We start from the raw sequence: 20,899 nt of genomic DNA on the forward strand, positions 1-20,899 counted from the left end.
AAGAGCATCAATTATCTGCAGCTGCCGCAGTTGCTTGCTCAGCTGTTAGTGTTGCACCACAAATAACATCCTAATTCGACTCATCTGCCGCTTGGGTTAAGACGTTTGCTGCAGACAGCGCCAGTAAGTCGCCTTCTTTGTATGCAGTAGCAGTTGTGACTTTTGCATTAACACGGCGTGTTTTACCCACATCCAAATTAAATGGACGTGATTCATGTGTAGCTGAAACAGTAGTCATGGATTACTTCCCCTTTTGCTGTGCCGCAAATGCTTTAGCACCTGCAGATAATTGATGCTCTTGATTGCCCGATGATTGCGTCCCACTTTGAGCACTCGCTTGATGAGTGAATAAGTGCGCAAATGCTGGATTTGCTAACGGTGCTTGTTGATGCTGACCTGCAGGTGGTTGTTGCTGAGTCGATGCTGCAAATTGCTTAAGTGTTGCAGCCATCAAATCAAATGCATCATCTGGCATAGCCGAAAACTTGGTTTTTTCTTCAGCAGTAAATTCCTTGCCCAAATCTTTGGCCAAAGCATCAATGGCTGAATTACGTTTATCTGCAGCAAACTTATTAAGTTGATCCTGCAAACCAGAAATGGTTTTTTCCTGCTCTTGGATTTTCGCTTTCGCTTGTTCTAAGTCCACGTCTGTGTCCTCTTTGCTAGATTGTGTTGGGTTGTGGCTGGCTGCCACGGCGTTTGTGTTGTCATCTGCACCCAAAGCACAGAAAGACACTTCACGAATACGACCACCACGAAATACCGTGATAGGCCCTTGGTGAACTTTTCCATTGACTGTGACTGAAGCATCAGCCTGAATTTCTTCTACAGATGACGGCTCAATGCGAACCGACATTTGCCACGGGAAACCATCGTCAGAGTCTTGAGCGACTTCAGTGCCGAACTCGTTGCTCATTAAGTCGCCTGAAACAACCAAGCCTTGTTGGTGGTTAATGCTGTGTTCATTGATGACACCTGCACGCTGACGTGGTGAGTGGTCGAGTAATGCAGGAATACGCTCTTTAATTTGCATAGAATCCAAATCAAAAATAATGCGGTCCCAATACCAATGGTCTGTAATCACTTCACCGCTATATGCCACGCCTGAGAATGTGCGTTTTTTCTTGCCATCTTCAGCTTGGTTGACGTTCAGATCACCAAGCCGAAAGCAGTATTTATCCTGTGTTTCCTCTACTGGCATTTTTCATGCTCCATAAAAAAACCGCCCCAAATGGAGCGGTCATATTCATTGATAAATCAGTTCAGCAAAGGCTTGAGCGTATAGATCAGCTTGCCTTGACTTGTTTCAATCGAAACTACTTCAAACGACAAGCCAAACGGAATCAAAACCCCTTGCCCTGTATTTAGCTTTTCCAGATCAATACCCAAACCTTTGGCATTCTGAATCTGAATCACGACGTCACCTGCAGAATCAGCCATGAGTAATGGCGCATTAAATTGAACCGTTTGCCCAAGTTGATACCCTGCCACTTGCTGAATAGTCGCGGAACCTACCACGGTTGAAGTCGTATTGCTTGCCACAGCTTGAATCGCTGCCATGTCAGCACTTAGCCACCGCTTTAACACATCGTCAGCCAGTGAAGCCATAGACGCATTTAGATACGTGGTCAATGCAGTGTCGTTGCCTTGAACATAATCAATAAACGTCCGAATTGCTGTTGGTCTGATCTTTGGATCAAGCGGGATGACTGTGTCTGCAATCGTGTTGAATAAATCCCGACTCTTGTCATCCATAGGTGCAAACAAACTTGTCAGCTTTTTGGATGCAGTCCATTCCGCTTGAATGACTTGCTTTTGCTCTAGCAAGAACTCTTTATCCAGTGATGAATCAGCAATCTTTTTATCGACCAGTGATTCAAGCTCACCAAATTGCAAAGGATGTGATGACCAGTCCAAAGCTTCAGCAACATCAGGCAGTTTGTCATCTGGTGTGATGCCATATTTCAATGCCTGCTTTTCAGTTAAGGCGATTACGGTGCAGCGGCAGCGAAAACCAAGTGGCGGGTAATGTGTTAGCCAGAACGGATGATCAATCGGCAATACAATCCGATTCAGGGCCAAGTGGCTCGGACGCACTCGACTATCATTAATCGCTGAATACATCAAATACGGACGTTTAGCCTTGTTACGGTTTTGTTGAATCCAACGACCATGTCCATACGCATTTTGAATATTGGTACGAAATACGTTGTCCAGATAATGCTTAGGCAACTCGATACCTTCTTTTTCAACCAACTTTTGAAAGTCCCGAAAGGTTGAACCCTCAGCAATGGATTTATTCACCGTCTTAATGACCGTTTCAATCTGCTCAAGACTCGACAAAAAGCTCACCGTAGTTGCCATTTGCCGTGTTTTTAAATCCAGTGAGTAAAACTCATCAGGTAGCACGATATTTTTACTGTGAGCGTACTGAAGCGCCTCAAGAAACGTGACTGGTTGCATTATCAACCTCTCCACTATAAACGCGCTTTGCGTTCAACCACATCTTGAAATATTCATCACGAATATCAAAGTAATGACCTAATTTCTTACGCTGATATATTGAGAATTCATCAAAAATCAGTCCACAATATTTGGTGCAAAATTCTTCAAACTCATCATATAAGGCATGAATATCTTCCATCACTGTCCATCCTTCGCCATTGCATAACCAAGCACATCAGCTGCATACAAAGCCTGATCCAACTTGGCTGTAAACTTGGTTTTAGTGGCTTTTGGAATAAGCTGCGCAAGATTGAAAGCCAAAGACTCAGGACTATCCGATTCACTTAACAATTGCTGAATTTCAGACATGCTCAACAGTGATAAATCATCTTGGCCATCGGTAAGCTCTTCAACTTCCTGCTGAGCACCTGACAACTTGTTCGGCTTAGCTTTGAAATTAAACACCTGTTTGGGTACATGTGTGAATTGATTAGGTACCACTGGAGTCGGCTCAACCAGATCACCATCTTGCAATCCATATTCACGGATGAAATAGGCGTTTGAGAAATTGGCTCCTGCGCCTTTCAGCTTCACATCACGTTCTGCCTTTTCAGGTTCAAGTGACTTTTCCTCGCCAAGAATAATCTGTCTGCGCTTCCAACCGTTCAGATCGCACAATGCATTAATAATTGCCTGCACTGTTGGGGTAATCATCCGAATGTCTGCACGGTATTTCGCATTTTGGACTTCCAAATGCACATCACCCAAAGCACGCGAGCCTGATCCATCAGTACCACTGGTGAGCGTCTGACCTAAAACCACCTTTTGAATACGGCGTTCCAAATTCTTGTCGAATGTTTCATACGCTTGCGAGCCATTACCTACGGCCGATGCACTATGCAGTTCTACAGAGTCCATACTCGAAATTGCCAGAACAGAAGTTGCATGTGCTTTTAGTAATGCATCCCGCATATCTTGGTTGTGGCCAGTAGATGACTTGCCCACCAACAATGGCATACCGTACTTTTCCACAAACTTTGACCAGAACTTGAAGCCATTCGTTTTAAAGAACCAAACCCAGTACAAACGACTAAGCAGTGCCTCTCCATAAGGATTTTCAAACGTAGATTTACAGCGTGTTAAGAAATGCTTAAAACGCTGGTCTACTTCCTGATCCTGATGTGTGTGGTTGTAGTTTTTTAAAAGAAGTAAAGTTCCATTACTCTTTGGCTCATACCATTGCAGAGGCTTTTCACCAATCCATTCAAAACCTATGAAAGGCGTGACAGTATCACCTTGAATATGAAGTTTAGGGTTTTCAGGTCTGGAGTAAATTCCCTCAAGCACAGAATATCCGTACCATCGTGCGTTTTGTGCGCCTAAAATGATTTCAGACCACCATTCACGAAGATGTGCATACAGGATTTCAGTTTCTATACCTTCTGCTGGCTCTAGCCGCCATGGAGCACTTTCCAATTTATCCTGTCGCTTCTCAATCGACTGATATACCTCATCGTCATACATCATGACTTTTAAGCGGTGTCGGGTAATACCTGCTTTACGCAGTACCTCATCCACATCAGGCATTTTGGTCAAATAATTGAGTAGTGCCTGTTCAGCTTCATGCACACTTAAGTTACCCGACACAGGCTTTTGACTTTCGGGTTTGCGTTTTTTCTTAGCCATATTTAAAACCTTATGCCGCAGGTGGGCTGTAATTCAACATCACGACTGAATCTTCAATCGCATCAATTAAGGTATCGACTTGGTCGTCGTGGTCATGGGTCATTTGAGCATTAAATGCCTCACACTCATCTAGAAAGGATTGCTTCCAAGTTGCATTTCGAGGCAGCATGACAAACCTGTTTTGATTTTCAGGGTAAACATCAAAGTTGTTCTCTAGGTGTGGTGCTACATCCATAAAGCGGGTCAATTTGTCCTTTTCACGTTGAACAGGAATAATTGGAATACCGCCATATTTTTGCCATGACTGCACCAGTTGGGTTCCATGCGCCTTATCCTCAACTTTCATATATCGAACAGGCTTGGTTCTAAGGTCATATACCTTGTGTTTATCGATAAATGCTTTCGCTTTTTTATTCATCTCTGGCGCTTCCCATTTGCCGCGCAAAAGATCAATCAAATAAAGTTTGCCATCTACCCCCATACCAACCAAAAGAAAGACAGTGAAGTCATTTTCTTCTTTGACCTTTTGAGCGGTATCCACATATACAGCACGCCAAACCAGTTCAGGTAATTCGTGATATTCACCAAACCACTCGCCCTTGATTAGATCACCACCTAATTTCTTAGGTTGCTGCATGTATTGGCTGCTGAACGTGTAACGTGAAACTGTTGCGCCATCTTTGTCTTGGCCGCCTTTCTCCAACTGCAGCAAAGACTGCAATGATTCTTTCAATGGCCAATAGCTTTGACGCCCTTTTTCGTCTCGCTCAACGTCTCGTGGTACCTTTTTTTGTATATGCTCAGGCAGTGACTGAATGTAATCATCATCAATCAATGCAGGGATTGAAATTTGATGCCATTCACCTGGTACGTTGCCAGTCATCACAAAGTTGGTAGGATCCTCAACGTGCAAACGCTGCATGATCAAAATAATCGGTGTCGATGATTTAGCTTTACGTGAGTTCACCGTGTTTAGAATTTTACGGTTTGCTTTATTACGTGCTGTCTTACTGAATGCATCTTCTGGTTTAAGTGGGTCATCAAGAATGATAGCCCCTGTGAACCCAAGATCAGCTAATGTACCAGCACGACGCCCTGTAACCTGACCACCCATCGAGGCGCTATACACATGCCCCGCCTCATAGCCATCTACTGTGGTTTTCCATGATGCCTTTGCATCGGTACTGGTTGAAATTTTGACTGGCCATAAAGCTTGAAAGTCTGGTGACTTCACGATATTTCGAGCTGTGGCCGAAACATCCTCAACCAAAGACTGTGAAAATGATAAATAAAGAAAGCGTGAACGCTGGTTACGCCCAATCCCCCGTGCAATCAGGTTGGTAAGTAATTCAGTTTTACCACTGCCTGGTGGTACGTTAATCACAAGGTTGGGAATTTCACCACTGATAACTTTATCAATCGCATCAGCAATATATTCATGGTGCCAATTCACCAAGAATTTAAACCCCATACGTGGCAGGAAAAATGCCCGAGTAAAAAATAAATGCTCATCTTCACATTTGATTCTTTTTGCTTTTAATTTGACTGGGTCAATATTCGCTCTCGAGTTCATTTATCGCCTGCCTTACCTGCTCATCAGTGGCAGTAACAACTACTGTATTTTCGTTCTGAATCGGTCCACCGCCTGCACCTGTAATTTCTTGTTTATTTGTAAACTGCCCACCACAGTCTTTAGCAGCCTGTTCAAGAATCTTGAGTGACATCACTGTGTTTTTTGCATTGCGCTCTAATTGCTTCTGATACTGCTTTAAGCGGTAATGCTTATTGGCAATCGGAATATCAATTAGGCCAGCATCGAAATCGGCGCGGGTTTTATGAAACAGCTCGACGAATTTTTTTGATAGGTTTTTGCCTGCTGCTTTAGTTGGGTCATACGCAGCGACCTGAACACGATCAATAGAAATTTTAAATTCTTGTTTAACGAGCTCAGCAACTTCTTGGGGTGTATCACGACAAGCAAGAGACTGAACTATAAAGATTTTTACAGGCTCTTTAAGTGTTGCCATAAACACCCCTTCGTATAACAACGTATAACAAAGCAGGCAAAAAAATTTAAGCCAACTTCAATAAACACGTACCACATGCATGAGCAATTTTTGCTTTGCCGATTGTTGGACCATCATTTGCAAGCTCCACCATTTTTTGAACGTCTGGTGATGCACCGTAACGCTGAACGACACCGTGAAATTCTTCTACATCATGCGGTCGCAAATAATATTTATACTCACCTGTAGACGGGCTGATTTGGTAATTACCATCTTCATCTTTTTTAGCACCAACGTGATACAGCTCATGTTCGATCAATGCACAAAAATCAGTATCACTGGCATTGTGTGCAAACCATGCATCAATCGTGATGATGAAATTCGGTACACAACCAAACCAGTCAATCATCTGTTTTTCTTGACGCATCTTCCGCCAGCCGCCCGCCATCGGCGCAAACTTTTCAGTCTGACCTAAAACAATTTTTTCAGACTTTTTAAATCCACTTGATGCCCATAGCACCATGAATAAATCATCATCCCACGGCGAGATATGCATGTGATCAGGATTGTGTAGCTCACCACCTTCATCAATGAATGTTTTTAAAATCCATTCTTTTAGTTCGTGTGCAGGCTCAAATCCCACTGGTTCTTCAGGGTCAAGATCAAGCAGGCTTTGAGGCGGCATTGGTCGTTTCACAGCAATACATTCCGTAAGTTTCTAATACGATCTTTTAAGCGGCGCATGATGCCGTCTATCGCTGGCATCTCTGCCCGCGTCAATCCCGATCTACTGAGATTCTGATACTTAGACAGCTCAGCACTGCAAAACTCTAAGTCTTTTTTCGCTTGCACCTTGTCTGTCATAAAGCCACCAAAAACTCTTTTCTAAACCAATTGTCATTAAGGCATGTTCTATACCAGTAATGCCCTAACCATGTGTGAATAACACCATCGACCACTTTGTAATAGCGGTCAAAATATTTGTATTGAGCATCCTTTGGCATAAACACCACCAATAAAAAGAAAACCCCGCCAATATCTAGTATGTAGCGAGGTTGAGTGCCGTAATACGTTCGGCAAAATGCCACCGAAGTGGCGAGGGTTACTTTTTCGGTTTACCGCAATTACGGCATTCTACTTGAATGAAAATATCTGACTCATAGTCATATTCATGGAAGCAGAATAGGCGTTTTAAGAATCGGAGCATGTCGAGCATCTCCTCGATATGATTTTAAAGGTTTCGAATTCGAGAGGTTTAGAATATGGATGGCGGCATTCAATTTGAACCACTACGAATAAAGGAAGCCGCCAAAACGCAAAAAGCCCACCTTTCGATGAGCCTTTACGGTAATTACCAGTCTTTCCTGATTGTCATTTGCTTTTCGTGGTTAAGTGCGTATAGTTGACTTTGACCACTTAACACAAATTTAAACGAAGTGTGCTGCACTGTCAATAGGGCAAATTCTCAATCACACCATCAAGATACGAAAGCCCTTTGTCAATCTCAGCGCGTACCTTTGCTTTACTGCAATCGTGAGCATTTGCAATACTCAAATACGACCAATTGTTTTCATAAAAAAGAATTAAAAACCAAGCTCTTTCCTGCATAAACTCCCGACTATCATTGTGCATTTTTGCTAACAACTTGCTAACTCGCACCGCTTCATAATCTTCAATCTCAACTGGAATTGACACCTTGCTTGCACGTATTCTTGTTTTGTCATTTTGGTCAATCAAGATAGCAAGCGGATTGGCTGACACGCTTGTTTTTACTGTTCTTACCCAAGCGCCATACTGTTCAAGCCACTGGTGCGCTGAACGCTTAGACCAATTCACTTTTAACTCTGTCGCAGCATTCATCCCTATTCCCCTAAAATTTTAATTGCTTGCTCTACAGACTCGACCACTGCAACATGACCACGCCAACCTTGATGCCACTCGACCTGATCAGGTGTGAGCTTTCGATCTGACTTAACCTTGCCACCGTCTTTTACTTCGAGAAGCAGATTCTTACCCCTAAAACCAACCAGTAAATCAGGCACACCTTTGCCAGTTGAAGCAAGCGATTGAACACTTGCCCCAACCTGACGTAGCGCCTTTACAATTTCAGTTTGATTTGCATCAACCTTTGCGGCTCTACGCATTGTCACCTCGCACCGCTTCACACGCTCTTTCTGCCAAAGTTGCATATCCAGCAATGTCGCGATAGTTGTCAAAATATTGAGGGTCGCCATTCACGGCTCTAGCAATCTTGTTGCAAATCATAAAAAGACTGGTTTTCTGCTCTGCGTTTAAATGCTCGTAGTTTGCGCCACATTCAACGATAGTCATTAGCTGTTGAGTTGTACCCGCTACATCGGAATAATTGCCATATCGAGCGCCACGTTTGTTTAAAGTGCTATCTATCTCACTCATTCATCATCACCTTTGAGCGCTTGCTCTAATCTTTTTCCCAAAATTCCTGCGCTGTCTGCAAACCCACGCCAATATTCAAATTTATTCTGATGATCTTGTTGATAGCACTCATTTGAATCTTCAATTAGTTGCTTTGCAGCATCCACCCGCTTTTGCAGCCCTGCTTTCTCATCTCTTAAACCAAGCAGTTTTTCAGCTTGCGTTTCAATCACTTCGTTTTGATAAACTAGCTTTTGACCCTGCTCTTTTATGTTGTCGTTAAGCATCTGATTTCTGCGTTGCAACTCATCAATTTTGGCTTGTTGCTCTTGGCAAACTGGACACGATTTAAATTCATTCATTCCAAACTCTCCAATCACCACGAATCAAATCTTCATGCAATTTGCTTTCTTCATCTGCTGCTCGATGCAGCGCTTCAAGTTGCTCTAGCAGCAGTTCTTTTTCTTGCAAGTCAGTCGCCCGATTCGCCTGATCTCTCAATTCTGTAAATCCTGTCATCCCTGCACTCCGAATATTTCTTTTGTTTTATCTGTCAAAAAGTATCGTTTTTCATAACCAAATTCAGATGGCAGTGAGCGAACATAGCCAAGCTGCTCAAGTTGCGACATGTAACGCTGTGCGGTTCGCTTGCTCATGCCGAAAACACTAACTAGGTCTGATGTAATCACCATCTTGTTATCGCGGATAATCTGCAAAACCCGCATCATCCGGTCAAAGATGTGGATATTTTCCTTAATCACACCCCACCCCCAACTTCCCATTCCATTTCCGCATCTTCAATGTCTTGTAAAACCGCTTTAATTTGCGCGTATTCGCGTTTTGTTAGCTTGCTGTTAGAGCTAGGCGACAAACATTGCGAAACCCTGCTCTTGCTCAATCCTGTGCGTTCTGCGATAGCCAGACGTCTTGATCTGCGCGGATGACCCTTTTTGCACCAATCAATTAACGCACCAACCTGCATTACACTGGCGTGATTGTTGGATTCAGCAATTGAGCGCGGCGGCAATGGTTTAATCTCAGTGCCTTTGAGTTGCTTAATCTCCCCACCATTTGCTAAAAACTTTTCAAGTCCACTTTCAATCTCATTGCGCAGTTTTTCTTTTTCAGCGAGTACAGCAGTTGATTTACGTGCCGCACTTTCTGCTCTGACTAAGCCTAAAAATTCTGATTTATTAATGTTCATGATTCACCCCCTAACACCGCACCAAATTCACCGATCAATTCGATTTGCTCTTCACACCACTTTTTACGAAATTCAATCTCGCACTCTCTCAGTTCACCTTGGTTGTAATCAAAGATAGAAGCCCAGCCTGAGCCGTGTGTTGGTAGTGGAATCTCGCACGTGTTTAATTCAGGACTGAGCACCGCATTGCTAAACTGTGATAAATATTCGAGTCTGGTCATGCTGCACCGCCTTTTTCACTTAAAAAACGCACCGCTTGCGGCAATGGCTTTTGTTCAGCCTGCAAAGCCGCTTTGTATTCTTCAAAGTTGTCAAACGGGTCAGGCCAATAATCAGAATCAGCTTTCATTTCCAAGTCGTGTTCAGCATGTTCAAACTTGTTTGCTTTCTTAACCTCACCACGAATTGCAATTTGTGCTTGAACAAACGCCTCTTTTGGTGTCATGCCCTGCTCACGCAATCGGTTAGCCATAGTCAAAATCAACTGCTGTTCTTTGTTTAATCCCGCTTTTTGTGCCGTGGTTTTTTCCTCAGCGATTTGCTTCGTTCCGATCTGCAAAGGTGCTTTGTAAAACTCCTGTGATTTACCGCTAACCTGTGCCTTGAGTAGATTGGCGTTATAAACACCCTTGAATTGACTTTGTGCCTCACGCATCTGGCCCATCGTGATCAAGTGCTCCACTTGCTCCAGTGCGTATTTCGCCAGTGTGGTGATCTTGTTCTTGTTGCGGTCTTTGGTGTATTCACATGCACGCGCCCATGCTTCATCAACTGACCACCACGAACCAGATACACATAACGCTCTAAATTGCGCTATAGATGGGCAGTAAGCTTGTGTGCTTAGTTGGGCTAATCCAAAGTGAAATTGAGCCTCAGACACGCCAACCATTGCGCCTGTGATGATAGTTTCGACCTGCTCAGGTGACACGTTACCCATTTGATGGGTAAACAGGTTGCCGTGAATGACGCGCATGGTGTCAATGAGTTGCTGTGCTTGCTGTGGGCCAAAAAAGAAATTAGTCATGCTGCACCTCGATCACATCAATGATGTTGTTCGGCTGCTGCTGATTTCGTTTTGCGTAGTAATCAGCCCATGCGTCATCACGTTGCTGTTTTGCAGATTGTGGTTTTTCAGGATGTTGTGATTGTTTTGGTTTTTTATAGTTGCGCTTCACCCACTTCACAAAGTTGGAATACATTTGGTTTTCCGACACCAAGCCAACTTTGATCTTTGGTTCGTAGTGAGCATTGATTTCAACAAGCCAGTGATTAACCTCATCTTGGCTCATTGCTTTTTCACCCGCTCTTTGCAGCCATGCATTGAGTGAGCTCAGATTTGGAATCCAAAGATTCAGAACATCATCCACTGACGATTTTTTTTGCTCGCTCTCTAATGGATATATTTCTTTAAAGTTTTCTTTAAGTGTTTCTTTAATAGGGTCCCGTTTGACGGTACTAGTCCCGTCACCTTTCGCGGTACTAGTCCCGTCCCGTTTGGTGGTACTACCATCTAAAGGTACTAGTACCGCTTGATGGTACTGGTTGAGGGTTAGGTAATACTCATTAAGACAACCCGTTTTTCGCTCAACAGTGATCAATTTGCATTGCTCAAGTTCACGAATTGCAGTCATAACCGTGTCGCGTTTTTTAATGCCGCAATACTTTTGGAATTGAGTAATTGCGATTGTGTGAGATTCACGGTTAAAACCAACTGTTTGGCGCATGATGAACACAAGACACTTGAACGCCTTATCGCTAACCTGTGCCATCACCAGATCATCAATAATTGAGTTTGGCGTTTTTGTGTAGTTGGACATAACTAGCGTAGTTTCCTGTTTTTTGAATCGATCAAAATCGATGCCTATATTCATGCATCACCCCCAAACAATTGAGGCTGCAATTGAGTCTCAAGTGCTGCAACTTTTTCCGCTGCCAGTGGTTTGATCTTGCGACCAAACAACGAAAGGGTACGTCCTGCTTGGCTTGCAATATCAGAAGCCTGTTCAAATTCGAGTAAGGCTTTGTTAAATTGAGCAATTAGGCTGAGTTGTTCTGAATTTAAGAAGTCGTGCATTTCATTAAACGCATTGATGTAATCTTCTTTGAATTTTGCTGCTTCTTTACCAGTGAACCCCATTGCAATGAATGTAAAACCATCTTTGGTCATTTCGATCATTGGGCGTGGTTTACCTTGCTTGTCTAAATATTCAGCCGACGCAAAATTGCGTTGGCGAAATTCTGGCGAGCACTCTAGGTTTTGTATTGTTCTCAAAACTTCTGTGTGGCGCTTATTAAAAAACTCAGCAACTTTTAACGAAGTGGTTGTGACTTCTTTTGATTCGTTGCGTTGGCTTACTTTTACTAAGCCTTCATTGCATGTTAAGATTTGCATGTTCATATTGGGTATCTCCTTTTGAACATCGACCTCAGCTCTGACCAGCTGGGGTTTTTTGTTGAGTGCTTTTCCAAGTCAAATAAAAAGACCGAATAGAGTCAGCTTTTTGATGGCTGAAGTTTTTCAGTCTTCCGTTTTTGATCTTGCTGATAGTTCCTTGTGGTACATCAATCAGTTCGCTTAGAGCGTCCTGAGTAAATGCACTGGTAAGTTCGGTTAACATTTTTTGGATTTGTTGGTCGTGTCCCATCTCAAAACTCCAATTTCGTCCGCTTATAATTATTCATAATTGAATTAAAGTCAATCACTATTGAATACTTTATGAATTGGCTTTATTCTTAAATGAATAAAACAATAGGGGTATTGATGTGGACATGAGATATAGTGAGATGTCAGTACAAACGAATTTAAAATTTCTGTTATCTCAGAAGAATCTAAATGCCAATTCTCTGAGTGAAATTACTAATGGTGAATTACCCCAACCAACAACTAGAAGAATCATTAATGGCGAAAGTGAAAACGTCCGTGATAAGACTTTAGAAAAATATGCTAAGTTTTTTGGCGTGGAATTAGCCGATCTAAAATACGGTGATGTGTCTAGACCAAAGCCTACTACCGCTCCAGATGCTCATTTGACAACATTTGAGTTATGGGATGATGGTACTCCTATGGAATCTGATGATATTGAGCTACCATATTTCAAGGAAGTTTGTTTTTCCGCAGGAAGCGGACATTCACAAGTCATTGAAGAACAAGGTAGAAAGTTGAGATTTAGTAAAAGAACACTCAAGAATGCAGGCGTAGAACCTGGCAATGCTGCGTGTGCTACCAACTCAGGTAAAAGTATGGAAAATACTATTCTTGATGGTGCTGCAATTGGGGTGGATAAGAGCAAGCAAACGATCAAGGATGGAAAGATTTATGCCTTTGATCACGGTGGGATGCTGCGAGTAAAGCGTCTTTATAGACAACCATTTGGGGCTGTGAAGATTGTTAGTGATAATCCAGAGTATCCAGAGGAGTTAATGACAGCAGACCAGTGGCAGAATGAAGTTAGGCTTCTTGGCTGGGTGTTTTGGTGGTCGTCAGTAGATAAATGGTAATTGATAGAAATGTATTTCTAGCTCACTTCGGTGGGCTTTTTTATTATTTTTGAATAGCTAAAACAATAATGACTAAGAATAATTACAATTTTATTCACTTTTGAATAATTAATTATTGACTAAATTAATTCAATATTGAATAATCAACCTCGTAAACACAAAAAAGCCCGCAGACGATCAAATCAGGCGGGCTTGCATACAACGAGGTCAATTATGAACACAAAAGTTAATGAAGGCAAGTTAATTAGCGGCAAAGAAGCGCTGATTGCCTTGGCGAGTGGTGAAGAAGTTGAGTTTAAAGATAGTGTGGATAAATGGGAAAACATTAAGCACCACATGAATCTTGATTTATCTATGTTTTTAAACACACCAGATTGGATGAAATTCCGCCTTAAGCCTCGCACTATCACAATCAATGGGATTGAAGTTCCTGCGCCTTTTGAGCCGAAAGAGGGTGAAACCTACTGGTGTTTTAGCACACAGACAGTAATTGGATATGTTCACAATGTTTATGAGTCCGAGCGTGCCGATAGGCGTTTTATAAATATGGGAGCATGGCGCACCGAAGAAGAAATCAAACAAGTCGTTGCTGCCCTTCGCCAAGTATTCGGAGGCAGCCATGACAACTAAATCAAACACTTCTCAAAACAAGCTAGTCGAAACGCTAATTAAGCGCCAAGACAAAAAACGCTTTGTTTCTAAGCTTAAAAGCTTTGCTTCAAATGCTGCTGCATCTGCACTAATTGCAGCAAGCACATTCATCTTTTTAGGCGTTGGCTTAAAGGCTTGTGAAGCTGAACAGGTTGCACAGGTGAAAGCGGCTAAGGCACATCAGGAGGCTATGCGATGAGTATTCAGGCACCTACATGCGGATGTGGTCGCACTGCAAGTAAACCACACCAATTTCACGGCAAGCCAAATGTCTTAATTTGGGTTTGCAGTGAAGGTCACTCAACACGCATCACCTACTGTTCTGAAAACACCTTGAAAGCAATCAAGGCAATGTTTGGCGAGGTGGCAGCATGAACGCATCTGTTGAAACACTGATCTTGCCGTTGCTTAACAGATTCGGCACTGAACTGGAAAAGGTTTGCATCACTGGCGACCTGCTCAAGCGTTTAAAGCATCAGCAGCAAGGTTTTTGCCGTGAATACAAGTCAGCAAGTTATGTAACAGACAACAAGACAAATCTTAATTTCGTAGTCACAGAAAATGAAATAAAGCTCATTTGTCAGTTTGTTGAATTTCGCGGGCCATCACTGCCAAAAATCGAAAAACCAAAATACGTTGTACCAGTGCATCTGTCGGATATGTACCCATCGCATCGACGTGCGGGAGATTAAAAATGAGCGAAATATTTGTATTTACTAAAGCAGAGCGAAAAAAAGCAAAGCTTAAACTCAACCTAAACGGGCCGTCAGGCAGTGGTAAAACCTACAGCGCACTTCAAATGGCTGCTGGTCTTGGTGAAAAAATTGCTGTTATTGATACAGAAAATGAATCTGCATCTTTGTATGCATCGGAATTTAAATTTGACACCTTGCCTTTGCGCCCACCCTACTCTCCAGAGCGTTTTGTTGGTGCTATCCAAGCTGCATATAACATGGGTTATGAGGTGCTGATTATTGACAGTGCATCGCATGAGTGGATAGGTACTGGCGGGTGTTTGGAAATTAACGATAAGGCGGCTGCACGCTTTAAAGGTAATACTTGGTCAGCATGGTCTGAAACCACACCTAAGCACCGTAAGTTTATTGATGCAATGTTGCAGACTGACATGCACATCATCACAACAACGCGTGCCAAAACAGAAACTGTGCAAGGTGAAGGTAAAAAGATTCTAAAACTTGGCATGAAAGCTGAGCAGCGCGATGGATATGAGTATGAATTGACAGTGGCGCTAGATGTTCTGCATGAAAACCATGTGGCTGTACCTACAAAAGATCGTACGAAGCTATTTAATCCTGAGGGTGAAGTTATTACCCGAGAGACAGGTAAGCGAATTTTGGCTTGGCTGAATGATGGTCGCTCACAAGAAGAAGCTTTGCTTGAAGCATACCAAGAAGCTGTTGAGCGCATCGGCAATACTAAAGATATTGCAGAACTCGGGATTATCTACACGCAATTCAGGGGTACTGAATACGAGCAACAGGTTGCAGATCAATGCAGAGGCAAGAAAGCGGAATTGGTCGCAGTGGGTGGCACAGCATGACCGAGCACATCAATACAATTTCTCACTTACCAAACGAGCTATGCCCTGCATTTATGGAGTGGTGTGTGCGTGGTGGGCATGAAATCAAAATCAAAAAAGACCGTGTTGTTATCCGAAAAGGTACGAAAACTGGCGAGATATTTGCAAAGCGCGGTCAAGTTCAGCCGAGTTATTTAATGAATGACTACATGATTGGGCGCTTTAAGTTGTTCAGCTTACAGTGGCTTAAATATGGCAAATCTTTTGTGAATGATCTGGACAATTCAATGATGTCTAAATTTGTGGAAGTGCATCGTCAGATTAATTTGGCAAAGGTGGCGTGATGGATATTAATAAAGAAAGAGAAGCGTTTGAGGCGTGGTATTGTGAAAGTCATACAGGCTTGAAGCAAAGCGATTTAGCCAAATTTAGAACACCTAGCGGCTACTTTTTTAGCGACCCATTAAAGATAGATGTTTCTTGGGAAGCATGGCAAGCAGCCAAAGCCAAAGCGGTGCTGGAAGGGTTTGCGGTTGTTCCTATTGAGATAACTCCTAAGCAGATTGAAGCATATATGAAAGGTAAGGTTTTCCCCGCCTCAATGGGTGAACACAGAAAGTTTGTAGAGCGCTTATCAAAAGATTACACAGCCATGATCGAAGCTGCTCAGGAGCCAGCCAATGACTAATAAACCTATGTTGGTAATCAGTCACATCGAACCAGTTGGATTGATTGCTGAAAATGGAACTGAGTTAGCCAAAGCGTTTAGTAATACTTATTTCAACCAAGCAGCAAATGAAATTGCTGATCAAAATGAGATTGAAGCCATACACTTTATGGGTAGTGTAGCTGGTCATGCTTTATGTCAAATGTTCAGCCAGAATATTAACATTAAGGAGCTTGATTCGGTTTTGGCCCAGATACGCAGCTATGTAATTCAGGCGCAAGGAAGCTAACAGTTATGATTGATAAATGGTGTTTTGATATTAATGATTTTCAGGAGCCAGCCAATGACTGAAATTCAATAAACAAACATTGCTGTAGCGAACTTCATCATCGGCGAACTACACAAAGAGAAGCCGTTTAATTTGGTGTTAGATGCAGGTCAAACAGGTTCTTTATACAACATTGCGAGTGAGTCACATCACTTGCATAGCGGCTTTGTTCGTAAGCTAGAGGCAACTTTAAGGCGGCGCGTAAATAATGGCACTGGTGTGATTCTTGAAGTTGGTAGTGATGCGGATTTGTATTATCACGTGCTGAGTAGCTACATATCAAAGCATGACAAGTTTGGCGTGGTTGATAGTCTGGGAGAAGTGTCTTGAAAGCGAATGAGTTTATAAAAAAACATGGATGGGAATACGCGAAGCATATTTTGACTGACGATGCCCCACTGGTAATGGACTTAAATTATACCGACCTAAAGCGCCTTGTCGAAAGTCATGAGTTGGTTGGGATTCATGGCTACGAGAGTTCAAAAGAGATTGTAGCAAATGCGCCAAGTGATGATCATTTTTACTCTTGGACTTTGGGTGATTCAGGTGTTCGAGATAAAACAGTAAATATTGGTGAATTGCGCAAAGCCATCGCAGATGTAGAAAGTTGTTTGGAGGTGTCCAGTGAATCTAGTAACTGATTACATTAATGAACTTGGTGGCTATGAAGTAGCAAAAGAGAGAAGCACACCTTGGCTAGCTAACCATGGTGAGAATTGGCGCAATGTAAAAGAAGCAACATTGTTGGAATACCGTCGCCAGCACAATATTTTTGAGGTTGGGGATAAGGTTATTAAAACACACCCCAAGAACACTATTTTATGGCCCGTACTTGGTGTCTATAAAAATGGCGGTGTTTGGTTAGACTACAAGGGTTTTTGCTGGAAGCCGCCAAGCGTTCGACACGCCACCGATGAAGAAATTAAAGCGGGTAAAAGATTGGAGGTGAAATGATGGGAGTATTGCAGTTTTCAACTTATGATTACTTGTTTTTAAAGCATCGTGCGGTTGTTGTGAAGTTGCTTGATGTTGCGGATGAATACTACCCATCCCTAAAAAAAGCAACCGTGCATCAAATGGCGACTGAAAACAAGTTCCCCTTTCCAGTGTTCAAGCTGGATCAAAAAAGCCGTACAGCGCCATATTTCGTAAACTTGCGGGATTTGGCAGATGCGCTAGATAAGGAGCATCAGAGCGCATCAAAAGACTTTGCTACATTTCACCAATGATCTGTAGCAGGTCATCCAATTGCAAAATGCTCGCCCTCTTTTTTACTGACACATATCGTTCAAGACTGCTCCAAGTGTCGTGCAATGTGACTTGCTGTATTTGCGGAATGGTTAATCCACTCTCAGCAAGTCGTGTTGCGCCCTCATGCCTTAAATCGTGAAACCTAAAGTCACTCATACCTAGAATATGGCAGGACTGGTTAAATTCAGATGCTATAGCAACGGCAGAAAGCGGTACAAGTAAATCACTATCACCGCCCATTTTTAGCATTCTCGCTCTTGCGTCATCCCGCATTAAAAGCTCAATGATTTTTTGACACTCTGGAAACACATTAAAATGCTTGTGATTTCCTTTTGAGCCGTTAGGGTTTTTTAAATCTCGAACCATCCACGATTGATGTTCTTCATCATAATCGCTTAACCGTATTCGAGTTATCTCTGCTTGCCGTCTGCATGAGAAAATAGCAAATAAGACTATCAGGTGCATCGGGTATGCAGTTCGCCCGCGATTCCACTTATCAAGATAGTGAAGCAATAGGTTTTTTAATTCAGCATTAGATAGTAGTCGATCTCGCTTGTCTGACTTCTTGATCTGACGTGTCTTTCTGAGTTGCAGGCAGGCATTATTAAATTCATTCAAATTAACATTGATACGCCACATCACAGAAGCATGGGTCAGGATGGATTTAATGTTTTGAAGCTCATTTAAGATGGTTGATGGTAGGACTGGATCAAGACCTAATTTGCTATAACCTTTCTTTCGTAGAGCTACGTGTTCAGAAACATGGGTAGCATTGATTTGCTCTAAATGCACCCTAGCAATGGGTAGCTTCGCAATTAAATCAAGCGACCTATTTTTTGTGCGACCAAATTCATCACCCACTTCTTCTTTATATTTTGCGATAGCAGCAGCAATCGTCATTGACTTATTATTGATACCGAGCAAAATATCAGGGTTGTCTGCTATCTCTTGCTCACGCTTGTTGAGCCAGTTTGAAGCAGTGCGCATAGTGCCAAAGGTTTTGCTTTCCTTATATTCTGGCAGACCAGTACGTCTAATGCGTATTTCAGCACGATAACGAATGACACCACTGACGCTTTTGCGCTGTGTGATTGTTCCCATTTTTACGCCATTTTATGTTTTTCTCAGATGGCGTAAATTATGGCGTAATTCGATATGCTTTAATACTCGTTAATCTTTATTAATCGCTGTTAATCGACAAGTGACTTATTAAATTAAAGTGCTGTAATTTATAATAAAATACACAAGGTATTGATAATTAAAAGATATTTAGCATTTACATTAATGTGATGCAAGACTGGATTAATGAGCATGCATGGGGTTCAACTTGGCAACGCGAAGGTGTGTTGCCGCGCAAATACCGCTCCTTAATTACGATCGCATTTTTAACTGCATTAAAGAGCCCGACAGAGCTTAAAGGGCATATTCGTGGTGCACTAAATAACGGTGCAAGTGTCGAAGAAATTCAGGAAGTCTTGTTACACAGCTTGCCCTATTGTGGCGCACCTGCAACACAGGAAGCTTTTCGCGCAGCGTTGGAAGTTTTGGCAGAACACACTACAAATACTTAAACAAAACCCAAACAAGAAATATAAACCTATGACATTGCACTAAAATTATTCCGTGTAATGTCGTAGGATTGAATTTAAATCCAATACACATTAAAGCTATAAAAGAACTCATTTAACTCAAAGCGCACCTGATAACCTAAATCAGTCAACTGCGCCGATAAACTCCGAATATCTTCTAAAGGTAAATGTTTTGGCAGCACGGTAAAAACTGCAGTATTGCCCTGCTTAGCATTCTCTTCAATTAAAGACGCCAAACGCTGCTTGTACAATTCAATATCTAGCTTGGCATAATCTGAATAAACTTTTGCTTGTTCAGCGGTTAAAAAATTTGCCATTTTATTGTTCTCATCATGTCGTTATTTAAGATTCAGCATATTGAAAGTTGATGATATCGCTCAAGTGATTTTTTGTTATTGTCTGCATAATTGAATAATCAACAGACCCTAGTTTTAGAAAATAAAATCACATCGAAGATGGCTTTTTCCCTGCAGACCTTTTAGGCTATCGCATATTCTTATGTTGTAATTTTGCTGGATAGCATTATGTCAGAATCTGTTTCTATCTCTCCTGCGCTAATGAACCGCGCTATTGCAGGACAAGCCGAAGCCCAATTTGAAGTGGCGGTGCTGTATATGCAAAGCGATTTTAATGAAGATATTGAACTTGCCGAACAATGGGCACTCAAAGCTGCCGCAAATGGACATATCGAAGCGATGTATTGGCTTGGTGAAGGCTATACCGTATATGCCAAAGACGTTCAGCAAGATGACCCTGAAGATGCCAAACAACACTTTAAAGATGCTTTTGTCTGGCTTAAAAAAGCCAGTGATGCACAACATCCTGCCGCTATTTTAGAGCTGGCAGGCTATTACCGTCGTGGTGATGTGGTTGAACAAGATGTCGCTCGCTCTGTGGCATTGGTTCAGCAAGCAGCAGAATTAGGCGAAGTTCAAGCCATGCGTGATCTTGCTTTTATTTATGCAAATGCTTTGGGTGTAGATGCTGATGAAAACAAAGCTGAATATTGGACACAAAAAGCAGATGCGGCGGAGTAATTCATTTCTCTAGCCGATCAATTGATGGGCTAGACAATTTTTGCATAATTCGAATCGTCATTGAATCGAGCTTGAACTTTTTATAGCGCTTAGACTTCGACCACAATTACTTGTCTGCAAATACCTTCTTGCTGACGCTGTCGTTCAAATACAGTCGCAGGCATCGAATCAAAACTATCAAAGAAACAAATTTCAGCGTCATTAATAGAATATAGCAATGAGTGATTGCCCACTCCTTCTAAAGTGTCGTAATAGACAATCACAAATTTATTTTCATCAAATACCTGCTGTATTTGCTGATAGCCGATTGCCGCCAATACAGGCAATTTAAGCTGTTCAGCTTTGGCATAACTTAACTTTTCTGAATCTTGTAAATCTAGGTCGGGGTCGGTATAAAACTGCACCTTAAAGCCAAACTTTTTCAGTCCAACAGCCAAGCCAATTGTGGTTGTGCCCTGCTCTGGCGTATAACCACACACTTCAATCAATTGTTGAATATCGGCGTCAATGCCTAAGTGTCGTAGCAGCATCCATACTGCATAAATCCCGCCGTTGGCTTCTAAATTTGCCAACTCTTGAGGAAGCTCTAAAGCCATCATTCGA

The 20,899-nt window shown here is 42.3% G+C and carries 38 protein-coding genes and 1 pseudogene; 15 read left to right on the plus strand and 24 right to left on the minus strand.

Annotated elements, in window-relative coordinates:
- Positions 1 to 70 precede the first annotated feature (70 nt).
- The 21 genes from B2W49_RS08135 to B2W49_RS08235 all read right to left on the minus strand — a co-directional run bounded on the left by B2W49_RS08135 (position 71) and on the right by B2W49_RS08235 (position 12,380).
- Positions 71 to 238 carry a hypothetical protein gene (locus tag B2W49_RS08135; RefSeq protein WP_291338773.1) on the minus strand — a complete coding sequence of 56 codons (168 nt, stop codon included), beginning with the start codon at positions 236 to 238 and terminating at the stop codon, positions 71 to 73.
- 3 nt (positions 239 to 241) lie between these two features.
- Positions 242 to 1,201, minus strand: a complete 960-nt coding sequence (locus tag B2W49_RS08140; protein ID WP_291338722.1) for a hypothetical protein — start codon at positions 1,199 to 1,201, stop codon at positions 242 to 244.
- Between the two features lie 56 nt (positions 1,202 to 1,257).
- Complete coding sequence (locus tag B2W49_RS08145) at positions 1,258 to 2,463, minus strand: phage minor head protein (RefSeq protein ID WP_291338723.1); 1,206 nt, start codon at positions 2,461 to 2,463, stop codon at positions 1,258 to 1,260.
- Complete coding sequence (locus B2W49_RS08150) at positions 2,441 to 2,644, minus strand: hypothetical protein (RefSeq protein ID WP_291338724.1); 204 nt, start codon at positions 2,642 to 2,644, stop codon at positions 2,441 to 2,443. The genes B2W49_RS08145 and B2W49_RS08150 overlap by 23 nt, the downstream gene beginning before the upstream one ends.
- Positions 2,644 to 4,131, minus strand: a complete 1,488-nt coding sequence (locus B2W49_RS08155) for a phage portal protein family protein (RefSeq protein ID WP_291338725.1) — start codon at positions 4,129 to 4,131, stop codon at positions 2,644 to 2,646. The genes B2W49_RS08150 and B2W49_RS08155 overlap by 1 nt, the downstream gene beginning before the upstream one ends.
- Positions 4,132 to 4,141: 10 nt before the next feature.
- Positions 4,142 to 5,704 carry a phage terminase large subunit gene (gene terL / locus B2W49_RS08160; protein WP_278518787.1) on the minus strand — a complete coding sequence of 521 codons (1,563 nt, stop codon included), beginning with the start codon at positions 5,702 to 5,704 and terminating at the stop codon, positions 4,142 to 4,144.
- A complete protein-coding gene (locus tag B2W49_RS08165) occupies positions 5,682 to 6,158 on the minus strand; it encodes a DUF2280 domain-containing protein (RefSeq protein WP_180061096.1) in 477 nt (158 codons plus the stop codon). The genes terL and B2W49_RS08165 overlap by 23 nt, the downstream gene beginning before the upstream one ends.
- Positions 6,159 to 6,204: 46 nt before the next feature.
- Complete coding sequence (locus B2W49_RS08170) at positions 6,205 to 6,834, minus strand: putative metallopeptidase (protein ID WP_225530857.1); 630 nt, start codon at positions 6,832 to 6,834, stop codon at positions 6,205 to 6,207.
- Between the two features lie 163 nt (positions 6,835 to 6,997).
- Entirely contained in the window at positions 6,998 to 7,141 is a 144-nt protein-coding gene (locus B2W49_RS08175; RefSeq protein ID WP_291338726.1) for a hypothetical protein, read from the minus strand.
- A 445-nt stretch (positions 7,142 to 7,586) separates the two neighbouring features.
- Positions 7,587 to 7,997, minus strand: coding sequence for an antiterminator Q family protein (locus B2W49_RS08180; RefSeq protein ID WP_291338727.1), 411 nt, complete (start codon positions 7,995 to 7,997; stop codon positions 7,587 to 7,589).
- 2 nt (positions 7,998 to 7,999) lie between these two features.
- Positions 8,000 to 8,281, minus strand: a complete 282-nt coding sequence (locus B2W49_RS08185) for a hypothetical protein (RefSeq protein ID WP_291338728.1) — start codon at positions 8,279 to 8,281, stop codon at positions 8,000 to 8,002.
- On the minus strand, positions 8,274 to 8,552 hold the full coding sequence (locus B2W49_RS08190) for a DUF6378 domain-containing protein (RefSeq protein WP_291338729.1): 279 nt from the start codon (positions 8,550 to 8,552) through the stop codon (positions 8,274 to 8,276). The genes B2W49_RS08185 and B2W49_RS08190 overlap by 8 nt, the downstream gene beginning before the upstream one ends.
- Entirely contained in the window at positions 8,549 to 8,893 is a 345-nt protein-coding gene (locus B2W49_RS08195; protein WP_291338730.1) for a hypothetical protein, read from the minus strand. Before B2W49_RS08195 ends, B2W49_RS08190 begins: the two co-directional genes overlap by 4 nt.
- Complete coding sequence (locus B2W49_RS08200; protein ID WP_291338731.1) at positions 8,886 to 9,050, minus strand: hypothetical protein; 165 nt, start codon at positions 9,048 to 9,050, stop codon at positions 8,886 to 8,888. The genes B2W49_RS08195 and B2W49_RS08200 overlap by 8 nt, the downstream gene beginning before the upstream one ends.
- The gene (locus B2W49_RS08205; protein ID WP_291338732.1) at positions 9,047 to 9,292 is read right to left on the minus strand and encodes a helix-turn-helix domain-containing protein; all 246 of its coding nucleotides are present in this window, start codon (positions 9,290 to 9,292) and stop codon (positions 9,047 to 9,049) included. The genes B2W49_RS08200 and B2W49_RS08205 overlap by 4 nt, the downstream gene beginning before the upstream one ends.
- Entirely contained in the window at positions 9,289 to 9,735 is a 447-nt protein-coding gene (locus B2W49_RS08210) for a hypothetical protein (RefSeq protein WP_291338733.1), read from the minus strand. Before B2W49_RS08210 ends, B2W49_RS08205 begins: the two co-directional genes overlap by 4 nt.
- Positions 9,732 to 9,956 carry a hypothetical protein gene (locus B2W49_RS08215; RefSeq protein WP_291338734.1) on the minus strand — a complete coding sequence of 75 codons (225 nt, stop codon included), beginning with the start codon at positions 9,954 to 9,956 and terminating at the stop codon, positions 9,732 to 9,734. The genes B2W49_RS08210 and B2W49_RS08215 overlap by 4 nt, the downstream gene beginning before the upstream one ends.
- Positions 9,953 to 10,759, minus strand: coding sequence for a hypothetical protein (locus tag B2W49_RS08220; protein WP_291338735.1), 807 nt, complete (start codon positions 10,757 to 10,759; stop codon positions 9,953 to 9,955). Before B2W49_RS08220 ends, B2W49_RS08215 begins: the two co-directional genes overlap by 4 nt.
- On the minus strand, positions 10,752 to 11,552 hold the full coding sequence (locus B2W49_RS08225; protein ID WP_291338736.1) for a replication protein: 801 nt from the start codon (positions 11,550 to 11,552) through the stop codon (positions 10,752 to 10,754). Before B2W49_RS08225 ends, B2W49_RS08220 begins: the two co-directional genes overlap by 8 nt.
- A 50-nt stretch (positions 11,553 to 11,602) precedes the next feature.
- Positions 11,603 to 12,133: a Rha family transcriptional regulator gene (locus B2W49_RS08230; RefSeq protein WP_291338737.1), complete on the minus strand. Its 531-nt coding sequence runs from the start codon at positions 12,131 to 12,133 to the stop codon at positions 11,603 to 11,605.
- A gap of 28 nt (positions 12,134 to 12,161) precedes the next feature.
- Positions 12,162 to 12,380, minus strand: coding sequence for a helix-turn-helix domain-containing protein (locus tag B2W49_RS08235; RefSeq protein ID WP_291338738.1), 219 nt, complete (start codon positions 12,378 to 12,380; stop codon positions 12,162 to 12,164).
- 139 nt (positions 12,381 to 12,519) lie between these two features.
- Here B2W49_RS08235 and B2W49_RS08240 point away from each other — a divergent pair, with 139 nt between their 5' ends.
- The 13 genes from B2W49_RS08240 to B2W49_RS08295 all read left to right on the plus strand — a co-directional run bounded on the left by B2W49_RS08240 (position 12,520) and on the right by B2W49_RS08295 (position 17,648).
- Positions 12,520 to 13,233, plus strand: coding sequence for a S24 family peptidase (locus B2W49_RS08240; RefSeq protein ID WP_291338739.1), 714 nt, complete (start codon positions 12,520 to 12,522; stop codon positions 13,231 to 13,233).
- A 213-nt stretch (positions 13,234 to 13,446) separates the two neighbouring features.
- Positions 13,447 to 13,863 carry a hypothetical protein gene (locus B2W49_RS08245; RefSeq protein ID WP_291338740.1) on the plus strand — a complete coding sequence of 139 codons (417 nt, stop codon included), beginning with the start codon at positions 13,447 to 13,449 and terminating at the stop codon, positions 13,861 to 13,863.
- Complete coding sequence (locus B2W49_RS08250; protein WP_291338741.1) at positions 13,853 to 14,083, plus strand: hypothetical protein; 231 nt, start codon at positions 13,853 to 13,855, stop codon at positions 14,081 to 14,083. Before B2W49_RS08245 ends, B2W49_RS08250 begins: the two co-directional genes overlap by 11 nt.
- A complete protein-coding gene (locus tag B2W49_RS08255; protein ID WP_291338742.1) occupies positions 14,080 to 14,259 on the plus strand; it encodes a hypothetical protein in 180 nt (59 codons plus the stop codon). Before B2W49_RS08250 ends, B2W49_RS08255 begins: the two co-directional genes overlap by 4 nt.
- Positions 14,256 to 14,576 (plus strand): hypothetical protein, encoded by a 321-nt coding sequence (locus B2W49_RS08260; protein WP_291338743.1) that lies wholly within the window; start codon positions 14,256 to 14,258, stop codon positions 14,574 to 14,576. The genes B2W49_RS08255 and B2W49_RS08260 overlap by 4 nt, the downstream gene beginning before the upstream one ends.
- Positions 14,577 to 14,578: 2 nt before the next feature.
- Positions 14,579 to 15,445 carry an ATP-binding protein gene (locus tag B2W49_RS08265; protein ID WP_291338744.1) on the plus strand — a complete coding sequence of 289 codons (867 nt, stop codon included), beginning with the start codon at positions 14,579 to 14,581 and terminating at the stop codon, positions 15,443 to 15,445.
- A complete protein-coding gene (locus B2W49_RS08270; protein WP_291338745.1) occupies positions 15,442 to 15,768 on the plus strand; it encodes a hypothetical protein in 327 nt (108 codons plus the stop codon). Before B2W49_RS08265 ends, B2W49_RS08270 begins: the two co-directional genes overlap by 4 nt.
- Positions 15,768 to 16,112, plus strand: coding sequence for a hypothetical protein (locus B2W49_RS08275; protein ID WP_291338746.1), 345 nt, complete (start codon positions 15,768 to 15,770; stop codon positions 16,110 to 16,112). The genes B2W49_RS08270 and B2W49_RS08275 overlap by 1 nt, the downstream gene beginning before the upstream one ends.
- Positions 16,105 to 16,380: a hypothetical protein gene (locus tag B2W49_RS08280; RefSeq protein WP_291338747.1), complete on the plus strand. Its 276-nt coding sequence runs from the start codon at positions 16,105 to 16,107 to the stop codon at positions 16,378 to 16,380. The genes B2W49_RS08275 and B2W49_RS08280 overlap by 8 nt, the downstream gene beginning before the upstream one ends.
- A gap of 78 nt (positions 16,381 to 16,458) precedes the next feature.
- Positions 16,459 to 16,749: a hypothetical protein gene (locus B2W49_RS12180; RefSeq protein ID WP_414630591.1), complete on the plus strand. Its 291-nt coding sequence runs from the start codon at positions 16,459 to 16,461 to the stop codon at positions 16,747 to 16,749.
- Positions 16,746 to 17,060 carry a hypothetical protein gene (locus B2W49_RS08285; RefSeq protein WP_291338748.1) on the plus strand — a complete coding sequence of 105 codons (315 nt, stop codon included), beginning with the start codon at positions 16,746 to 16,748 and terminating at the stop codon, positions 17,058 to 17,060. The genes B2W49_RS12180 and B2W49_RS08285 overlap by 4 nt, the downstream gene beginning before the upstream one ends.
- Positions 17,044 to 17,373, plus strand: coding sequence for a hypothetical protein (locus B2W49_RS08290; protein WP_291338749.1), 330 nt, complete (start codon positions 17,044 to 17,046; stop codon positions 17,371 to 17,373). The genes B2W49_RS08285 and B2W49_RS08290 overlap by 17 nt, the downstream gene beginning before the upstream one ends.
- Positions 17,370 to 17,648 carry a pyocin activator PrtN family protein gene (locus B2W49_RS08295; RefSeq protein ID WP_414630590.1) on the plus strand — a complete coding sequence of 93 codons (279 nt, stop codon included), beginning with the start codon at positions 17,370 to 17,372 and terminating at the stop codon, positions 17,646 to 17,648. Before B2W49_RS08290 ends, B2W49_RS08295 begins: the two co-directional genes overlap by 4 nt.
- Here the strand turns inward: B2W49_RS08295 and B2W49_RS08300 are convergent.
- Positions 17,632 to 18,771 carry a tyrosine-type recombinase/integrase gene (locus tag B2W49_RS08300; protein WP_291338750.1) on the minus strand — a complete coding sequence of 380 codons (1,140 nt, stop codon included), beginning with the start codon at positions 18,769 to 18,771 and terminating at the stop codon, positions 17,632 to 17,634. The genes B2W49_RS08295 and B2W49_RS08300 overlap by 17 nt on opposite strands.
- Positions 18,772 to 18,959: 188 nt before the next feature.
- Between B2W49_RS08300 and B2W49_RS08305 the strand changes: the two are divergent.
- A pseudogene (locus B2W49_RS08305) lies at positions 18,960 to 19,241 on the plus strand (carboxymuconolactone decarboxylase family protein); the annotation flags it as partial.
- A gap of 74 nt (positions 19,242 to 19,315) precedes the next feature.
- Here B2W49_RS08305 and B2W49_RS08310 read toward each other — a convergent pair.
- Positions 19,316 to 19,576 (minus strand): hypothetical protein, encoded by a 261-nt coding sequence (locus B2W49_RS08310; protein WP_291338751.1) that lies wholly within the window; start codon positions 19,574 to 19,576, stop codon positions 19,316 to 19,318.
- A gap of 207 nt (positions 19,577 to 19,783) precedes the next feature.
- Between B2W49_RS08310 and B2W49_RS08315 the strand changes: the two genes are divergently transcribed.
- The gene (locus B2W49_RS08315; protein WP_291338752.1) at positions 19,784 to 20,296 is read left to right on the plus strand and encodes a tetratricopeptide repeat protein; all 513 of its coding nucleotides are present in this window, start codon (positions 19,784 to 19,786) and stop codon (positions 20,294 to 20,296) included.
- Positions 20,297 to 20,385: 89 nt separating this feature from the next.
- On the opposite strand, the gene B2W49_RS08320 is transcribed toward B2W49_RS08315, so the two are convergent.
- Positions 20,386 to 20,892, minus strand: a complete 507-nt coding sequence (locus tag B2W49_RS08320) for a cysteine peptidase family C39 domain-containing protein (protein WP_291338753.1) — start codon at positions 20,890 to 20,892, stop codon at positions 20,386 to 20,388.
- Positions 20,893 to 20,899 lie beyond the last annotated feature (7 nt).

It is taken from the genome of Acinetobacter sp. UBA801 (assembly GCA_002296655.1).
Lineage (GTDB): Bacteria > Pseudomonadota > Gammaproteobacteria > Pseudomonadales > Moraxellaceae > Acinetobacter.

What these genes read in the sequence shown, in the direction of transcription:
- B2W49_RS08275 (WP_291338746.1), top strand. Translation starts at nt 15,768, where the DNA reads ATGGATATTAATAAAGAAAGAGAAGCGTTTGAGGCGTGGTATTGTGAA.
- B2W49_RS08150 (WP_291338724.1), bottom strand. Translation starts at nt 2,644, where the DNA reads ATGGAAGATATTCATGCCTTATATGATGAGTTTGAAGAATTTTGCACC.
- B2W49_RS08165 (WP_180061096.1), bottom strand. Translation starts at nt 6,158, where the DNA reads ATGGCAACACTTAAAGAGCCTGTAAAAATCTTTATAGTTCAGTCTCTT.
- B2W49_RS08240 (WP_291338739.1), top strand. Translation starts at nt 12,520, where the DNA reads ATGTCAGTACAAACGAATTTAAAATTTCTGTTATCTCAGAAGAATCTA.
- B2W49_RS08175 (WP_291338726.1), bottom strand. Translation starts at nt 7,141, where the DNA reads ATGCCAAAGGATGCTCAATACAAATATTTTGACCGCTATTACAAAGTG.
- B2W49_RS08250 (WP_291338741.1), top strand. Translation starts at nt 13,853, where the DNA reads ATGACAACTAAATCAAACACTTCTCAAAACAAGCTAGTCGAAACGCTA.
- B2W49_RS08235 (WP_291338738.1), bottom strand. Translation starts at nt 12,380, where the DNA reads ATGGGACACGACCAACAAATCCAAAAAATGTTAACCGAACTTACCAGT.
- B2W49_RS08295 (WP_414630590.1), top strand. Translation starts at nt 17,370, where the DNA reads ATGATGGGAGTATTGCAGTTTTCAACTTATGATTACTTGTTTTTAAAG.
- B2W49_RS08215 (WP_291338734.1), bottom strand. Translation starts at nt 9,956, where the DNA reads ATGACCAGACTCGAATATTTATCACAGTTTAGCAATGCGGTGCTCAGT.
- B2W49_RS08200 (WP_291338731.1), bottom strand. Translation starts at nt 9,050, where the DNA reads ATGACAGGATTTACAGAATTGAGAGATCAGGCGAATCGGGCGACTGAC.
- B2W49_RS08185 (WP_291338728.1), bottom strand. Translation starts at nt 8,281, where the DNA reads ATGCGTAGAGCCGCAAAGGTTGATGCAAATCAAACTGAAATTGTAAAG.
- B2W49_RS08210 (WP_291338733.1), bottom strand. Translation starts at nt 9,735, where the DNA reads ATGAACATTAATAAATCAGAATTTTTAGGCTTAGTCAGAGCAGAAAGT.
- B2W49_RS08310 (WP_291338751.1), bottom strand. Translation starts at nt 19,576, where the DNA reads ATGGCAAATTTTTTAACCGCTGAACAAGCAAAAGTTTATTCAGATTAT.
- B2W49_RS08280 (WP_291338747.1), top strand. Translation starts at nt 16,105, where the DNA reads ATGACTAATAAACCTATGTTGGTAATCAGTCACATCGAACCAGTTGGA.
- B2W49_RS08190 (WP_291338729.1), bottom strand. Translation starts at nt 8,552, where the DNA reads ATGAGTGAGATAGATAGCACTTTAAACAAACGTGGCGCTCGATATGGC.
- B2W49_RS08230 (WP_291338737.1), bottom strand. Translation starts at nt 12,133, where the DNA reads ATGAACATGCAAATCTTAACATGCAATGAAGGCTTAGTAAAAGTAAGC.
- B2W49_RS08300 (WP_291338750.1), bottom strand. Translation starts at nt 18,771, where the DNA reads ATGGGAACAATCACACAGCGCAAAAGCGTCAGTGGTGTCATTCGTTAT.
- B2W49_RS08225 (WP_291338736.1), bottom strand. Translation starts at nt 11,552, where the DNA reads ATGTCCAACTACACAAAAACGCCAAACTCAATTATTGATGATCTGGTG.
- B2W49_RS08320 (WP_291338753.1), bottom strand. Translation starts at nt 20,892, where the DNA reads ATGGCTTTAGAGCTTCCTCAAGAGTTGGCAAATTTAGAAGCCAACGGC.
- B2W49_RS08255 (WP_291338742.1), top strand. Translation starts at nt 14,080, where the DNA reads ATGAGTATTCAGGCACCTACATGCGGATGTGGTCGCACTGCAAGTAAA.
- B2W49_RS08195 (WP_291338730.1), bottom strand. Translation starts at nt 8,893, where the DNA reads ATGAATGAATTTAAATCGTGTCCAGTTTGCCAAGAGCAACAAGCCAAA.
- B2W49_RS08220 (WP_291338735.1), bottom strand. Translation starts at nt 10,759, where the DNA reads ATGACTAATTTCTTTTTTGGCCCACAGCAAGCACAGCAACTCATTGAC.
- B2W49_RS08155 (WP_291338725.1), bottom strand. Translation starts at nt 4,131, where the DNA reads ATGGCTAAGAAAAAACGCAAACCCGAAAGTCAAAAGCCTGTGTCGGGT.
- B2W49_RS08135 (WP_291338773.1), bottom strand. Translation starts at nt 238, where the DNA reads ATGACTACTGTTTCAGCTACACATGAATCACGTCCATTTAATTTGGAT.
- B2W49_RS08315 (WP_291338752.1), top strand. Translation starts at nt 19,784, where the DNA reads ATGTCAGAATCTGTTTCTATCTCTCCTGCGCTAATGAACCGCGCTATT.
- B2W49_RS08270 (WP_291338745.1), top strand. Translation starts at nt 15,442, where the DNA reads ATGACCGAGCACATCAATACAATTTCTCACTTACCAAACGAGCTATGC.
- B2W49_RS08140 (WP_291338722.1), bottom strand. Translation starts at nt 1,201, where the DNA reads ATGCCAGTAGAGGAAACACAGGATAAATACTGCTTTCGGCTTGGTGAT.
- B2W49_RS08265 (WP_291338744.1), top strand. Translation starts at nt 14,579, where the DNA reads ATGAGCGAAATATTTGTATTTACTAAAGCAGAGCGAAAAAAAGCAAAG.
- B2W49_RS08260 (WP_291338743.1), top strand. Translation starts at nt 14,256, where the DNA reads ATGAACGCATCTGTTGAAACACTGATCTTGCCGTTGCTTAACAGATTC.
- B2W49_RS08180 (WP_291338727.1), bottom strand. Translation starts at nt 7,997, where the DNA reads ATGAATGCTGCGACAGAGTTAAAAGTGAATTGGTCTAAGCGTTCAGCG.
- B2W49_RS08245 (WP_291338740.1), top strand. Translation starts at nt 13,447, where the DNA reads ATGAACACAAAAGTTAATGAAGGCAAGTTAATTAGCGGCAAAGAAGCG.
- B2W49_RS08145 (WP_291338723.1), bottom strand. Translation starts at nt 2,463, where the DNA reads ATGCAACCAGTCACGTTTCTTGAGGCGCTTCAGTACGCTCACAGTAAA.
- terL (WP_278518787.1), bottom strand. Translation starts at nt 5,704, where the DNA reads ATGAACTCGAGAGCGAATATTGACCCAGTCAAATTAAAAGCAAAAAGA.